The sequence below is a fragment of the Hymenobacter cellulosilyticus genome, assembly GCF_022919215.1.
Lineage (GTDB): Bacteria > Bacteroidota > Bacteroidia > Cytophagales > Hymenobacteraceae > Hymenobacter > Hymenobacter cellulosilyticus.
The window spans coordinates 1,689,403-1,702,563 of the sequence record NZ_CP095046.1; the positions used below are offsets into that span (position 1 = coordinate 1,689,403).

The window sequence follows — 13,161 nt, forward strand, 5'->3', positions numbered from 1 at the left end:
TGGCTGGTTAAAATCCGCCATGCAGACCCAAATGAGGCACTCGGGGCAACCTGGGTGCCTCATTTGGGTTTTTAGCTCTATCTTCCTTTTCCTTTCCGAACTCCTTTTTTGCGTTTTCTATGAAGAAACACTTACTCCTGCTTTTGCTTACTATGGGTGCCTGGCTGCCTGTCCGAGCGCAGTACCGCACCCGGGCACGGGTGTGCACTGGACGCTGGCCCAACTGCAAGCGGCCTCCGGGGCTACGTCACCACGGTGGGCGGCACGGTTCAGGTAAACGACACCATTCGACTGTCGGCCCGCGACACGCTGGACATTCGCAGCAACGCGACTATCAAAATGGCTTCCCTGGCCCTGTTTTACGTGGATGGGGTGCTGCTCATCAACCCGCGCGACTCCGTTAAAATCACGGCAGTGGACCCCACCAAGCCCTTTCAGGGGTTCTGGTTTTCAGCCACGAGTGAAGGCTCCCGGCTGCGCAAAACCGTGGTAGAGTACGGCGGCGGTATCAAAGTAGTGGATGCCAGCCTGGAGCTGGACAGCTGCGTGGTGCGCTACCAGGTGGCTTCCATTGGGACCAAAGCCACGAATAGCGGCGCCATCAGCCTGTCGGGCGGGACGCCGCGCATCACCAACTGCCGCATCTACGGCAACGCCCGCTCCGGCATTCTGAGCCCCTCGAACCGGCCCACTTCGCCCATCATCCGCAATAACGTGCTGGTAGCCAACAGCACCGAGAATGGCAACTGGCCCCAGATCAACCTGGGCATTGGCGGAACTACGCCAATTATCATTCAGGGCAATCTGGTGGTAGGACGCTACCTGATGGCCGGTGGTATCAGCATTTCCAACCTGCTGGGTACGAGTGCCGTGAGTCAGGTGCAGATCCGGCGTAACATCGTGCGCAACAACCGCTTCGGGGTTGCTATTGTGGGAGGCAACATTACCAGCTACATCACCCAGAACGTCATTACTGACAACAACATCAACCCCAACGCCCAGACGGGCGGCAGCGGGCTGAACTTCAACGGCACCGCGACGCAGGTAGGCGTGGTGTCGCGCAACATTGTCCGGCGCAACCTCTACGGCGTTACGCTGCAGCGCTCCAGCACCACGGCGCAGCCACCCCGCATCAGCTTTGGCAACCTGGCCAGCACCGACAGCACCGACGTGGGCCTGAACCTGCTGGCCGACAACGGTAACGGCGGGCAGGTGTACGACATCTATAATAATACCCCCGCCAGCATCACGGCCGAAAACAACGACTGGGGCACCAGTTCGGCCGCCGAAATTGAGGCTCACATCTTCCACCAGCCCGACAATGTGGCCCTGGGCCTGGTTGATTACCTGCCGTTTCGTAGCACTGTACTCGCAGCCCAGCCAGCTGAGCAGAAACTGCACCTAGCTGTGTATCCCAACCCAGCTTCCGGCTTCATCACCTTTGAGCTAAGCAAATCTGCTGCTGCCGCCGAGTTGTGCGTGCTGGACTTGACGGGCCGGGTGGTGGCTACCTACGCGGCCAAACCCGTGAATGGCCGCCTGGTGTGCAGCACCCAAGCGTTGGCTCCGGGCCTCTACACCTACCAGCTGACCCAGGAAAGTGCTACCGCTACCGGGAAGTTTGCCGTAGCTAGGTAAGTAGGACTGTATTCCAAAAAAAGCCTTCTGCCACCCGCAGAAGGCTTTTTTATTTGCGCAGTACTTGCCTCGCCGGTAGCCCCGTGGCGAATAATCAACTTAGGTGAGGCCTATCCGGAGGTTGGGTTGTATCTTTGCGGCCCTGTTCACCAGCCGCTGTACCGTGTTGCTCCTCCGCGAGATTTGGTATTTGATTCAGAAGGACTTCCGCCTGGAATGGCGGCAGCGCGCTGCCCTGAGCGGCATGCTGCTGTACGTGGGCAGTACCGTGTTTGTGTGCTACCTGAGCTTTGCCCTGCGGGGTGGGGAGCTACCGGTACCCGCCTGGAATGCCCTGTTCTGGATTATCCTGCTCTTCACGGCTGTCAATGCCGTGGCAAAGGGCTTTTTGCAGGAAAGCCGCGGCCGGCTGCTCTATTACTATACATTGGTGCAGCCCCAGGCCGTCATCATGGCCAAGATTGTCTATAACGCGCTGCTGCTTTTAGGCTTGGCGCTGGCTGGTTTCGGTCTGTACGCCGTGGTGCTGGGCAACCCCGTGCAGAACATGCCACTCTTTTTGGCCAACGTGGTGCTGGGCGCTGTGGGCTTCGCCTCCACGCTGACGCTGGTGTCGGGCATTGCGGCTAAGGCTACCAATAGCAGCACGCTGATGGCTGTGCTGGGCTTCCCCTGATGGTGCCCATGCTGCTGCTGCTCATTAAAGTTTCGAAAAATGCCCTGGACGGCCTGGAATTCGATGCCAGCCGCAGCTCCCTGCTCACGCTGGTAGCCCTGAACATGATTGTGAGTGCCGTGTCGTACCTGTTGTTTCCCTTCCTATGGCGCAGCTAATACAAAAGCGGGGGCGTTAAACGATAAATCTGGCTCAGGGGTTGTGACAAATCAACTGGCTTGCCTGTTATTCCTGCGTTCTGTGCTGGCTCGCCCGGCGCAGCTTATCTATTGCTGCTCATGAAAAACAACTGGTGGAAAGCCCTGGCCGTGGTGCTGCTGCTGTATACGGCAGTTGCGGGCCTGCTCGTGCCGGTGCCCCGGCTGGCGATTCTAAACGAAACCATCCGCAACCTGTACTTCCACGTGCCGATGTGGTTCGGCATGACCTTTATCCTGATTGCTTCGGTGGTTTACTCGGTGCGCTACCTGCGCAACCCCGTGCCGGAGCTCGACCTTCGGGCCCACGAGGCGGCCCGCACCGGTATTCTGATGGGTGTGGTGGGGCTGGCTACGGGCAGCATCTGGGCCAAGTATACCTGGGGCACGTGGTGGACCAATGACCCCAAGCTCAACGGCGCGGCCATTGCCATGCTGATCTACGGGGCTTATCTAGTGCTGCGTTCTTCCTTTACCGACGAGCAGCAGCGGGCCCGCATTTCGGCCATCTACAACATCTTCGCCTTCGCCACGGCCATGCCGCTGTTCTACATTCTGCCCGCCTCACCGATTCGTTGCACCCCGGGGCCGGTGGCAACCCGGCTTTTGCCAAATACGACCTCGACGACAACATGCGCCTGGTGTTTTACCCGGCCGTTATTGGTTGGACGCTGCTGGCCTTCTGGCTGGCTCAGGTAGCCAGCCGCATTGCTTTGCTCAAACAAAAAGTATATGAAAAACAGCTTGCCTAAGCTCCGCTCGGCTTTGCTCGTGCTGCTGGCCCTGTTGCTGCCCGTGCTGCACGCCGCTGCCCAGTCGGCCGCCGACTCGCCCGAAATGGCCGATACCCTGCGCCAGAACGGCAAAATCTACGTGGTGGTAGCCGTTATTACGGTGGTTCTGGCCGGTCTGCTAGCCTTCCTCGTGTCGCTCGACCGTAAGGTGGGCCGTCTGGAGCGGGAACTGAAGGATCAGTAAGCCGAAAAAGTCAATTTCGCTACCTGACAAAGATCAGGTGGCTGAATACAAAATGAATTCCGGCCCGACGGATTTTTCGGGCACCTTTGGTTGTTCAGTAAAGCCGGCCTACCAGCCCGGCACCGTTGAAACATCATGAAAAAATCTCATCTCTTCGTCATTGGCATCATTGCCGTGGCCATTGTCATCATCATGAGCACCGTGGGTGATGCCAGCGTGTACGTCTCGTTCCGCGAGGCCCGGGAGCGGGCCGCCGACGGTAACCTGACCAAAGTTCACGTGGTAGGCCGCCTTCCGCGCGATGGGCAGAAGAACATTATGGGCCTGGAGTACAACCCCACGCTAGACCCCAACTACTTCGCCTTCACGCTAGTGGATACCAACCGCATTGCCCAGCGCGTGATTTATTTCAACCCCAAGCCCAGGACTTTGACAAGTCGGAGCAGGTGGTCATTACCGGAGCCATGCGCAACGACGTGTTCGTGGCCGACAAGATTTTGCTGAAGTGCCCTTCCAAGTACGTGGAGAAGGACATCAAAGGCGCTACGGCGTCGCGCTAAGCGGAAGCTGGGCGGCAAGGCCTCGAAACTTCTCCTCGTCTTGCCGATTTCTCTTCTGCACTACCTTTACCTAATACCAAGCTCATGCTTAATACCTTCATCGGCGACCTGGGGCACCTGAGTGTTATCGTGGCTTTTGTGGCCGCCACGGTAGCGGCTTACTCCTATTACATGGCGGCCCGCAACCGGCCGCTCGGGGAAGCCGATGGGTCGTGGCTGCGCATTGGCCGCACCGCCTTTTTGGTGCACAGCGTGGCAGTGATTTCCATCATTGCCTGTCTGTTTACCATCATCTACACGCATCGGTACGAGTACTACTACGCCTGGAGCCACTCCAGCAACCACCTACCGGTGTACTATATGATTTCCTGCTTCTGGGAAGGGCAGGAGGGCAGCTTCCTGCTCTGGATTTTCTGGCACGTATTGCTGGGCTTGGCCATTATGCGCTTCCACCGCAAGTGGGAAGCCCCGGTGATGGCCGTCTTTGCCTTCGTGCAGCTCTTCCTCACCTCCATGATTCTGGGCGTGGTGGTGCTGGATATGAAGCTGGGCTCGTCGCCTTTTATCCTGCTGCGTGACTTCCTGGTGGATCTGCCGGTGTTTAAGACCAACCCCAACTTTATTCCCAAGGATGGTACTGGCCTGAACCCGCTGCTGCAAAACTACTGGATGGTAATTCACCCGCCCACGCTGTTTCTGGGCTTCGCCCTGACGCTGGTGCCGTTTGCGTTTGCCATTGCCGGCCTCTGGAAAGGGGAACTGACGAAGTGGGTTAAGCCTTCCTTGCCCTGGGCCTTGCTTGGCGGCTTGGTACTGGGCGTGGGCGTAATGATGGGTGCTTACTGGGCCTACGAGACACTGAACTTTGGGGGCTACTGGAACTGGGACCCGGTTGAAAATGCCGTCTACATTCCCTGGCTGGTGCTGGTGGCCGCTATTCACGGCATGGTGCTGTGGCAGCGCAGCCGCACGGCCCTGCGCACTTCTTTCGTGCTGGTCATTGCTTCCTTCCTGCTTATTCTCTACGCCACCTTCCTGACCCGCAGCGGCGTGCTAGGCAATGCCTCCGTGCACTCCTTCACCGACCTGGGCCTCTCGGGTCAGCTGCTAATCTACCTGATGGCGTTTGTGGTGCTGGCTATTTGGCTGCTGGTAGCGCGCTGGAAATCAATTCCAATATCGGAGAAAGAGCTGACCACCTATAACCCCGAACTGTGGGTATTCGTGGGTGCTACGGTGCTCTGCCTAGGTGCTTTCCAGGTGTTGTTCACGACCAGCATTCCGGTATATAATGCCTTCCTGGGCTTCCTGGGCATCAAATCGAACCTGGCCCTGCCCGCCGACCAGATTGCGCACTACACCAAAATCCAGCTGTGGATGGGCGTGCTGGTGGCTTTCCTGACCGGCTTGGCGCAGATCATGTGGTGGCAGAAAAATGACAAGGAGACGCTTACCAACTCCCTGGCCGTGCCCGGCATGATTACGCTGCTCAGCGCGGCGCTGGTCATCCTGCTGGTGCGTTACAACAAGCTGCAGATGAGCCCGGTCTACATCGTGCTTCTCACCACGGGCCTGTTTGGCGTGTTGGCTAACCTGGGCGTGGTACTCACCCTGCTGCGCCGCCGGGTGGCCCTGTCGGGTGGCGGTATTGCTCACATCGGTATTTCGCTGATGCTGCTGGGTATTCTGGCCTCAGCCGGCTACTCCAACATCATTTCCAAGAACGTGTCGGGCATGGTGTATTCCAAGGAGTTTCCCGAAGACCTGAACCGTGACAACGTGCTGCTGTGGCGCAACGAGTCGGCCCCGATGGGCGGCTACGACATCAGCTACACCGGCCAGTACTACGATGTGCCCGGCGTGCCCGGCTATGTCAACAAGGAGCTGCTTTTCCGTACCGACGACGAGTACAAGGCCCTGGCCCGCGCCGACATCAAAGCCGAAGGCAAGGTGTACTATAAAGCCGGCGACACGGTAGAAATCCTGCCCGAAAACACCTATTATAAGGTGGATTACAAGGAAAAGGAGTCGGGCAATACCTTCACGCTGTATCCCGGGCCCAGGTCAACGAGGAAATGGGCGGCCTGTTGGCTTCCCCCGACATCAAGCGTTTCGCCAGCCACGACATTTATTCCCACATCAGCTCCGTGCCCGACCCCAGCAAGGAAAAGGACTGGAGCGAGGTAAAAGAGCACGTGCTGTCGGTCGGTGACACGATTTATTTGAACGACTACTTCGCTGTGTTCCGCGGCGTGGAGCCGGCCCACGAAACGGCCGGCCTCGGCCTGGCCAAAGGTGACTTGGCCATTCAGGGTGACTTCCTGGTGTTCGGAGAGAAAAAGCAGTACCACGTTCACCCCATGTTTGTGGTGCGCAACAACCAGGTGGGCCGGGTTTCCGACGAGGTAGAAGATCTGGGCCTGCGGCTGGTGTTTATCAATGTGGACCCCACCAAGCAGAAATTCACTTTCGGTGTGAGTACCACCCAGAAGGACTACATCATCCTCAAAGCCATGGAAAAGCCCTTCATCAACCTGCTCTGGAGCGGCACGCTGCTCATGGCTGTGGGCTTTGGTATGGCTCTGGTCAAGCGCCGCCGCGAAGCCCGCTCAGCCGAGGCTAAGACGCCACTGGCAGCTCCGGTTAAGGTGCGGAAAGCCAAAGCTCAAGCAGCATAAGCTGCTGGTGTTAAGCCCACAAAAAAGCCCTGACTAACACTAGTCGGGGCTTTTTTGTGGGCATTCTTCGTCAGGTCGCCTCTATGGAGTGCGTAATGATTAGCTGACTGTTATAAGTCCGGTATGGGTTTTCCCTGCTTAACCCACTCTACCAGTTGGTAAAAGGCGTCCCAGCCAACGCGGTATGCAATATCCTTCTGATAGCCTTCCGGGTCGGGATGGGCAGCATCGGGCTCATTGAAACGGTTTGAGCGGTGGCAGTACTCTAGTTCGTGCATGTACTCGTGGCACAGGTTCACCGCCAGGGCGTAGGCGCGCGGAAGCTCAGGCATGTCGGCGCGAATGTTTTTGTAGTAGGCAGTGGTGATGCCGGTATGCGGCAGCGTGCTTCCTAAAGCCGGGCCTCTTCTCTTCAATTTCACGGCCCAGGATGCTTGAGCAGCTTGAAATAAAGTGCTGTACATCTGTGGCCCGGTGATAAAGTCGGAAGCTTGGTTTTCCCGGGCCTGCTCGTCACAGTAATTGATTTTGGGAAAAGAGGCGTCTGCGTAACGAGTTTGGAATTCGGCTGATGAGAAGACGGCATTCATAATGGCCAATGCGCTGTCAACACAAGCGGTGTACTGCGGGTCGAAATACCTTGAGCGGGCTTTATCAAGGGTAATGTGCACAGTCTTACCCTGACCGAAGCCTGACAAACTCAAGAAGAGCAGGGCTAGCAGTAGGTTGTATTTCATCTGAGGGCAGAAGGAAACTGAAGAAGGCGGGGCAAACCATCCAATAAAAAAGGGCAGCCCTATGGCTGCCCTTTTCGTGTTCCGAATTCGGAAAAATTACTTCTGGATCGAGATGTTCCGAACCGAGAAGTCGTTACCCGACTTCACTTTCAGCACGTACATGCCACCAGCCAGGTTCGACAGGTCCAGCTTGTTGAGCTGATTGTCGCGTACCGAAGCCGAGTGCACGATCTGGCCCAGCGAATTCAGTACTTCTACCTGCATAGCACCTTTGGCGTTAGCGCCTTTGATTTCTACGTTGAAGAAGCCAGCCGAAGGGTTCGGGAATACATTGATGGCGTAGTCCAGAGCAGCCGAAGTACCCGTGATAGCCGTAGCCGTCACCTGCAGGTCGTCGATAGCCAGGAAGAACTTGTCAGCATCGCTGTACACGTGGAAGCCGATGTAGTAGTTGCCGGTAGCCGTAGGTACGATAGGCACTACGGGAATCGTGCTCGTAGCACCAGCCGTCAGGAAGGCCGGGGCAGCAATGGCCTCGTCTTTCCACAGCGTGGCGGTCTGGCCGGCGGGGCTGGCCGAGGTGCCATACTTTACTTCCAGTTTCTCGGTGTAGTTAGAGCCGCTGTTGCGGTACTTAAACGAGAGCTGGTAGCGGTTGCCGGTGCGCAGCAACAGTGGGGGCGTGTAGAACCAGTCGTTGCCGGGGGTAGCGCCATCCTCATTGTAGTAGTAGGTCAGGCCGTTAACGCCCGAGGCAGCCACTACGATTGGGCCCGCGCCACCGGGTACGGTGCGGCGGTTTTTCCACGATACCGAGTCAGCGTTGGTGTTAGCTACTACAATACCGCAGGGCAGGGTACCGCTAGCTACGCCGTCGAAGTTCTCGGTGTAGGGGAAGGTAGTAACTGCTACCGGCGAGCAAAGCGTGGTGAGGGCAAAAGGACCTGCCAGTGGGCTTTGCTCGGTAGCGCTGCAGTTGGTACGGATATATACCTGGTAGCTCGTAGCTGGGGAGAGGCCCGTCAGGTTAGCAGGCGAAGCCGTAGCGGCTACCGTCGTGCCGCCCGTGGCCGGGTTGAAGCCCGTAGGACCGTAGATCAGCGAGTAACCAGCGCCATTGCTGGGGCCGCTGAACACAACCTGAGCTGTAGTAGCAGTGGGAGTAATGTACACGCCAGCGGCAGGGGCGCAAGCCACCTGGGTGAAGCGGTACGTACGGCCCGCATCAGGCAAGAAGGTGTTGCGGGCAAAGTGCGAAGGAATAAGTCCGCCCGACTCCGTAGCGAAAACGGTCGTCGTCCAGGCCGTGGCGCTGGAAGCCTTCTGGGCAAACAGACGGTCCGTGAATTGGGAGCTGGAGCCTTTCAGGCCTACCAGGAAGCCTACACCAAGTGGAGCAGCCGTGCCGGCCGTCCAGGTGCCGTATACAAACTCGATGCGGTTTGTGCCTTCGTAGAGCTTAGCCTGGAACTGAATGGTGGCAAACTGCGCCGTTTTATCGGCCAGGTTTTCCCACTGAATCGTGCAAACCCGGCTGCCGGCGACCCCCGTGGTGGCTACCCGGAATTCGGTAGGCGAAGTCGTCTGGTTCAGCGCACCAGCCAGGTCAATACCGCCCAGGGGAGCAATAATGTTCAGGTCAGGAGCGGCAATGTAGTTCGTGATGTTAGCAGCCGATGGAGCGGTGGTGCCCATCTTGATGAAGCCGTTGGTGTTCACGGTGAAATCCGTGAAAACCGTCCGGTTAAAGGTAAACGAGAAGCCGATTGGAATGACTGCCGAGTTGGCGTCATCATTATTAGCCATCGTAATTGCAGTGCCGGTCGTGCCCAGGTCGGTATAAGTGCCGGCCAGGTTTTGCGCAGCTGAGGCTGCATAGTCCAGCCCTTGGGCTTGGGCCGCAGCGGATCCGCCGGCCAGCAGTGCGGCCAGAGCCAGCTTCCGCCAGTGTTGTGCTGCACCACCCGTTTTGTACCAGTTTGTCATAAAGTAGGAGTTGGTAAGGAAAAGTGTGAAAGGTTTTAAGGAAAGACTTGTGGCTGGAATGTACTACATCCGCTGGTTATGAATGTACAAGGTGCTAAAAAACTCTGATAAAACAGACTCCCTAAAAAACAATCCTGGCCCTGCGTACCTTCCCGCTTCGTTCTGACTCATTTCATCTTTCAATGTCTTATCCTCCTACCGGGCAGCGGATTCTGCTGCTGGGAGCCGGCCGGGTAGCCCAGCATTTGGGGCCTGCCCTGCGGCGCGCCGGACATGCCGTAACCCACGTCTGGAGCCGCACGCTAACCTCAGCCCAGCAGGTAGCTGACCAGATTCCTGGGGCGCTGCCATCACCAGCCTCAACCTGCCGGCGCTGCCGGCCGCTGAGCTGTATATTCTGTGCGTTCCCGATGGAGCCGTAGCCGGGTGCTGGCGGAAGCTGCTTTTCCGGCCGGCGCCTTGGTCGTACACACCGCCGGTGCCCTGCCGCTGGATGTATTTGCGCCGTACGCCAACCTGCGCGGCGGCGTGCTTTACCCGTTGCAAACCTTCAGCCCTGGCCGTGTTATCGACTGGACAACCGTACCCATCTGCGTGGAGGCCGGCACGCCCGCTGATCAGCAGCTGGTGGAGCAGGTGGCCCGCAGCCTGAGCAACGTGGTGGAAGTAGTGGCTACGCCCCAGCGGCAGGTTATTCACGTAGGAGCTGTTTTTGCCTGCAACTTTACCAATCACCTGCTGGGTATCGGGCATGCCCTGCTGCAGGAGGCGGGCCTGCCGTTTGCCCTGCTCGAGCCCCTGATTCAGGAAACCGTACAGAAAGCGCTGGCTCAGCCTCCCTTTACGGTGCAGACCGGCCCGGCAGTACGCCACGATACGGCCACGCTCGACCGGCATCGGGCCCTGCTCCTGGAGCATCCGCAGTGGCAGCAGATTTATAACCAGCTAACAGCCAGTATACAAGCTACGTAAAGCAGGTGGCCGGCAAACAACCCGTTGGGTCCGCCGCTTTACTTACGGGCTCGGGTGCGTACCTTTGCCCCAAATTCTGCCCTGCTCAAGTTTCTACTCCGTGAAAGTCGTCAATATTACCTTCCAGTTTCAAGACGGCCAGCCCGACCAGACGCACGTAGCAGCGGAAGGCGAATCGGTGCTGGACGTAGCGTTGAACAATGGAATTCAGCTGCAGCATAACTGCGGCGGCGTTTGTGGCTGCTCTACCTGCCACGTGTACGTGCTCAAGGGCGAGAATGACCTGCCCGAAATCAGTGACAAAGAAGAAGATTTCATTGACCGCGCCGTCAACCCGCGCATCAACTCCCGCCTGGGCTGCCAGTGCGTGATGCAGGGCAACGAGGACGTGGTAATCCTGATACCGCGCCAGGAATTCCTGGGTCACTAATACCTAATGTGTTGACTGTGCCTGATGTGTTGTATCATGGCACCTGAAGGAAGCTTCCCGTTCAGCATATTTCCCACATTTATTACCTTCTGCCCAATGGCCCATTTTGAGCTGCCTATCCACTGGAATGACCACGAGGACATCGCTATGGCCTTGTACGAAAAGTTCGGGAACTCTTTTGACGAAGCAAAAATCTACCGCATCCGCTTTACTGATCTGCTGGACTGGGTCCTGAGCCTGCCCAACTTCGTAGGTACCCGCGAGCAGGCCACCGAAGGCCACTTGGAGCAGATTCAGGCCAAGTGGGTATACGAGTGGCGCGACAATCAAAACTAAGCGTCTACCCGAGGGCGCGGCCCTCGACTCTCTTGACCTGTTACTTATGAGTGCAAACGGTACTAGTCCGGACTTATCTGCTATTAAAGCGTTTATCTTCGACGTGGACGGGGTGCTGACCGACGGCACCCTGCTGGCCCTGAACTCGGGGAGCAGGCCCGGGCCTTTCACATTCGCGACGGCTACGCCATTCGCCATGCCCTGGCCCGCGGCTACCGCGTCATCATCATCTCGGGGCGGGAGGAAGAAGGCGTGCGCCGCCGTCTGGAGTCCCTGGACGTGCACGACATCTTCCTGGGGGTGGCCGACAAGATGAAGATCTTCAATACCTATATTAATACGTACCGCCTCGACCCGGCCCACATTGCCTACATGGGCGACGATATGCCCGATATTGAAGTGATGCGCCGCTGCGCTATTGCTGCCTGCCCCGCCGATGCCGCCGCCGACGTGCAGCGCATCAGCAACTATACTTCGGCCCTGCCCGGGGGCCATGGTGCCGTGCGCGAGCTGGTGGAAGCCGTGATGAAGGAGCAAAAAACCTGGTATTAACCGGTCTTAGTGACAGGCTGTTGGGCAATAATAATGGGAATTGAGAGGGGAAAAGCGTAATTGTGGTTTTCCAAATTCCCTTTATATTTACCCAAACATCCATTCATCCATTTTCTTTTTTTTAGTTACATGAAAACAGGAACCGTAAAATTCTATAATGAGTCGAAGGGCTACGGCTTCATTACAGAAGATGGCACGAAGGAAGACTTCTTCGTCCATGTAACCGGCCTTAACGGGGGCCAGATCCAACAAAATGACCGCGTGGAGTTTGACACGCAGGAAGGCCGCAAGGGTGTTAATGCGGTAAACGTAAAGAAGCTGTAGGCTTTTGGCCTAATTAGATTTTTTGCTTTTTAGAAAGCCTCTCCCGTAGGAGAGGCTTTCTTTTTGGTGACTGGCAAACCCGGCCGTACGGTCTTATCCGCTGCTTTTAGCCCATCTTTGGGGCAGCTTTTCTCTGTGTATCCATGGCTCGTTCTACTCCCCGGCCGGTAGCAGCGGCAGCGGGCGGCGCAGGCGGCTGGCCATCGCTGCTGCGCCTGATCCGCTTCCCGAACCTGCTGATTATGGCCCTGTGCCTGGCGCTGGTGCAAAGCTGCCTGCTACGGCCCGCCGACCCGGTTGCCGCTCTGCTCTCGGGGCACTTCCTGGTACTGGCCGTGGCCGCCATCAGCGTTGCCGCGGCCGGCTACATCATCAACGACTACTACGACGTCAAGATTGACGTTATCAACCGGCCCGACCGGCTCGTGGTGGGGCGGGTTGTCAACCGGCGGCACGCCATGCTGGCCCACCTGCTGCTTTCGGGGCTAGGGGTGGGCCTGGCCGCCCTGTTGTCGCCGGTGCTGGGCGCGGTTAATATGGGCTCGGCCCTGCTGCTGTGGGGCTACTCGGCCCGGTTCAAGCGGCTTGCCCTGGTCGGCAACCTAAGCATTGCCCTGCTTACGGCGGCCCTGGTGCTCTTGCCCGAGCTGCAGCTGCGTACCGGCCAAACCAACGTGTGGGTGTACGCCCTGGCCGCTTTTCTGCTGACCGTGGTGCGCGAAATTGTAAAGGACGTGGAGGACATGCGCGGCGACGCCGAGCACGACTGCCGCACGCTGCCCATCGTGTGGGGCGTGGCCCGCACCAAGTGGGCCGTCGGCTTTTTTCTACTCAATCTGGTCATTCTGGTGGCCGGCGGGGTGCTGCACAGTCTGCACGAGGAGCGTTGGGCCCTGGGCGGCTGGCTGCTGCTTACGGTGCTGGTGCCGGCCTTCGGCGTGGGGCGCTACCTGGCCCGCGCCGACCGTCGCCGCGACTTTGCGCAGCTCAGCGCGTGGTGCAAATGGATAATGCTGGCCGGGGTGCTTTCGATGCTACTAGTGCGGCTCTACTAAAACCGTAGGGGACGAGGTTGCGTTAGGGTAGCTAGAGTAGCT

Annotated in this window: 16 protein-coding genes and 2 pseudogenes; 16 read left to right on the plus strand and 2 right to left on the minus strand. The window is 58.0% G+C overall.

The window, feature by feature from the left end; translation table 11 throughout:
* Positions 1-255 precede the first annotated feature (255 nt).
* The 8 genes and pseudogenes from MUN79_RS08385 to MUN79_RS30760 all read left to right on the plus strand — a co-directional run bounded on the left by MUN79_RS08385 (position 256) and on the right by MUN79_RS30760 (position 6,727).
* A complete protein-coding gene (locus MUN79_RS08385; protein ID WP_244677252.1) occupies positions 256-1,638 on the plus strand; it encodes a T9SS type A sorting domain-containing protein in 1,383 nt (460 codons plus the stop codon).
* A 193-nt stretch (positions 1,639-1,831) separates the two neighbouring features.
* Positions 1,832-2,472: pseudogene (locus MUN79_RS08390) on the plus strand (heme exporter protein CcmB).
* A 120-nt stretch (positions 2,473-2,592) separates the two neighbouring features.
* Positions 2,593-3,263: pseudogene (locus tag MUN79_RS08395) on the plus strand (cytochrome c biogenesis protein).
* Positions 3,244-3,489, plus strand: coding sequence for a CcmD family protein (locus tag MUN79_RS08400; RefSeq protein ID WP_244677253.1), 246 nt, complete (start codon positions 3,244-3,246; stop codon positions 3,487-3,489). The pseudogene MUN79_RS08395 and the gene MUN79_RS08400 overlap by 20 nt, the downstream one beginning before the upstream one ends.
* Before the next feature lie 135 nt (positions 3,490-3,624).
* Positions 3,625-3,993, plus strand: a complete 369-nt coding sequence (locus tag MUN79_RS08405; RefSeq protein ID WP_311136685.1) for a hypothetical protein — start codon at positions 3,625-3,627, stop codon at positions 3,991-3,993.
* Positions 3,954-4,049, plus strand: coding sequence for a hypothetical protein (locus tag MUN79_RS30755; RefSeq protein ID WP_311136686.1), 96 nt, complete (start codon positions 3,954-3,956; stop codon positions 4,047-4,049). Before MUN79_RS08405 ends, MUN79_RS30755 begins: the two co-directional genes overlap by 40 nt.
* Positions 4,050-4,133: 84 nt before the next feature.
* The gene (gene ccsA, locus MUN79_RS08410; RefSeq protein WP_311136687.1) at positions 4,134-6,236 is read left to right on the plus strand and encodes a cytochrome c biogenesis protein CcsA; all 2,103 of its coding nucleotides are present in this window, start codon (positions 4,134-4,136) and stop codon (positions 6,234-6,236) included.
* Entirely contained in the window at positions 6,125-6,727 is a 603-nt protein-coding gene (locus tag MUN79_RS30760; protein ID WP_311136688.1) for a heme lyase CcmF/NrfE family subunit, read from the plus strand. Before ccsA ends, MUN79_RS30760 begins: the two co-directional genes overlap by 112 nt.
* Positions 6,728-6,837: 110 nt before the next feature.
* Here MUN79_RS30760 and MUN79_RS08415 read toward each other — a convergent pair whose 3' ends face one another.
* Positions 6,838-7,464: a hypothetical protein gene (locus MUN79_RS08415; protein ID WP_244677254.1), complete on the minus strand. Its 627-nt coding sequence runs from the start codon at positions 7,462-7,464 to the stop codon at positions 6,838-6,840.
* A 96-nt stretch (positions 7,465-7,560) separates the two neighbouring features.
* Positions 7,561-9,450, minus strand: a complete 1,890-nt coding sequence (locus MUN79_RS08420; protein WP_244677255.1) for an NIDO-like domain-containing protein — start codon at positions 9,448-9,450, stop codon at positions 7,561-7,563.
* A 182-nt stretch (positions 9,451-9,632) separates the two neighbouring features.
* Between MUN79_RS08420 and MUN79_RS08425 the strand changes: the two genes are divergently transcribed.
* From MUN79_RS08425 to MUN79_RS08455, 8 genes are all read left to right on the plus strand, one after another.
* A complete protein-coding gene (locus tag MUN79_RS08425; RefSeq protein ID WP_244677256.1) occupies positions 9,633-9,872 on the plus strand; it encodes a hypothetical protein in 240 nt (79 codons plus the stop codon).
* Positions 9,850-10,422, plus strand: a complete 573-nt coding sequence (locus MUN79_RS08430) for a Rossmann-like and DUF2520 domain-containing protein (RefSeq protein WP_244677257.1) — start codon at positions 9,850-9,852, stop codon at positions 10,420-10,422. The genes MUN79_RS08425 and MUN79_RS08430 overlap by 23 nt, the downstream gene beginning before the upstream one ends.
* A 100-nt stretch (positions 10,423-10,522) precedes the next feature.
* Positions 10,523-10,852, plus strand: a complete 330-nt coding sequence (locus MUN79_RS08435; RefSeq protein WP_244677258.1) for a 2Fe-2S iron-sulfur cluster-binding protein — start codon at positions 10,523-10,525, stop codon at positions 10,850-10,852.
* A gap of 96 nt (positions 10,853-10,948) precedes the next feature.
* Positions 10,949-11,188, plus strand: a complete 240-nt coding sequence (iscX, locus tag MUN79_RS08440; RefSeq protein ID WP_244677259.1) for a Fe-S cluster assembly protein IscX — start codon at positions 10,949-10,951, stop codon at positions 11,186-11,188.
* 46 nt (positions 11,189-11,234) lie between these two features.
* Positions 11,235-11,504 (plus strand): hypothetical protein, encoded by a 270-nt coding sequence (locus tag MUN79_RS30765; protein ID WP_311136689.1) that lies wholly within the window; start codon positions 11,235-11,237, stop codon positions 11,502-11,504.
* A complete protein-coding gene (locus MUN79_RS30770) occupies positions 11,441-11,740 on the plus strand; it encodes an HAD hydrolase family protein (RefSeq protein WP_311136690.1) in 300 nt (99 codons plus the stop codon). The genes MUN79_RS30765 and MUN79_RS30770 overlap by 64 nt, the downstream gene beginning before the upstream one ends.
* Positions 11,741-11,869: 129 nt before the next feature.
* Positions 11,870-12,064 carry a cold-shock protein gene (locus MUN79_RS08450; RefSeq protein ID WP_044511773.1) on the plus strand — a complete coding sequence of 65 codons (195 nt, stop codon included), beginning with the start codon at positions 11,870-11,872 and terminating at the stop codon, positions 12,062-12,064.
* Between the two features lie 143 nt (positions 12,065-12,207).
* Complete coding sequence (locus MUN79_RS08455) at positions 12,208-13,119, plus strand: geranylgeranylglycerol-phosphate geranylgeranyltransferase (RefSeq protein WP_244677260.1); 912 nt, start codon at positions 12,208-12,210, stop codon at positions 13,117-13,119.
* Positions 13,120-13,161: the final 42 nt, after the last annotated feature.